This is a genomic window from Flavobacterium sp. ACAM 123, from assembly GCF_000264055.1.
Taxonomy (GTDB): Bacteria; Bacteroidota; Bacteroidia; order Flavobacteriales; family Flavobacteriaceae; genus Flavobacterium.
The window spans coordinates 1-705 of the sequence record NZ_AJXL01000237.1; the positions used below are offsets into that span (position 1 = coordinate 1).

The 705-nt window shown below is 34.1% G+C and carries 1 protein-coding gene and 2 tRNA genes; all 3 read right to left on the bottom strand.

All coding sequences use genetic code 11. The annotated features are described in order from the left end of the window. Positions 1–27 precede the first annotated feature (27 nt). The 3 genes from rpsT to A3SG_RS21790 all read right to left on the bottom strand — a co-directional run bounded on the left by rpsT (position 28) and on the right by A3SG_RS21790 (position 500). Entirely contained in the window at positions 28–279 is a 252-nt protein-coding gene (gene rpsT, locus A3SG_RS0118480) for a 30S ribosomal protein S20 (protein ID WP_016991462.1), read from the bottom strand. Between the two features lie 36 nt (positions 280–315). After that, positions 316–387: transfer RNA gene (locus A3SG_RS0118485), tRNA-Glu, on the bottom strand. A gap of 41 nt (positions 388–428) precedes the next feature. Beyond that, positions 429–500, bottom strand: a tRNA-Glu gene (locus A3SG_RS21790). Between the last annotated feature and the right edge of the window lie 205 nt (positions 501–705).

The following is a 705-nucleotide window of genomic DNA, read 5'->3' on the forward strand; positions in this document are numbered from 1 at the left end:
TTTTATGACATATACAAACCGTAATAATTACAATTTAGAAACGTGCTTCGTTAATTTAGATTTTAAATTAGACGCTTTATTATCATGAATGATATTCTTTTTAGCTAATTTGTCAATCATAGAAATAACGTTTGATAACTTAGATGTAGCATCTACCTTATCAGTTGCTATTCTTAATGCTTTAATTGCATTACGAGTAGTTTTATGTTGGTATCTGTTTAACACTCTTCTCTTTTCGTTACTTCTGATTCTCTTTAGAGCTGACTTATGATTTGCCATTTTATTACTTTTTTATCTTTTACTATTCTTTTTTTGTAGTCCGTAAGGGAATCGAACCCCTGTTACCAAGACGAAATCTTGGCGTCCTAACCCCTAGACGAACGGACCATTATCCTCCTAAGTTTTTTCTTCAATCTAAATTGAAATTGTAGTCCGTAGGGGAGTCGAACCCCTCTTTCCTGGATGAAAACCAGAGATCCTAACCGATAGATGAACGGACCATCTCCTTTTAAAGTTTAGGAATACTTTGCAAAACAAAAATAGTAGTCCGTAGGGGAGTCGAACCCCTCTTTCCTGGATAGAAAACCTAGAGATCCTAACCGATAGATGAACGGACCGTGCTTCTGTATTGCGGATGCAAAAATACAACTATTTTTTAGTACGTACAATAGTAGAGGCAAAAAAAANAGTTTTTTTATTTTTAAT

Coding starts and splice junctions, on each gene's coding strand:
- rpsT (WP_016991462.1), bottom strand. CDS start 279: ATGGCAAATCATAAGTCAGCTCTAAAGAGAATCAGAAGTAACGAAAAG.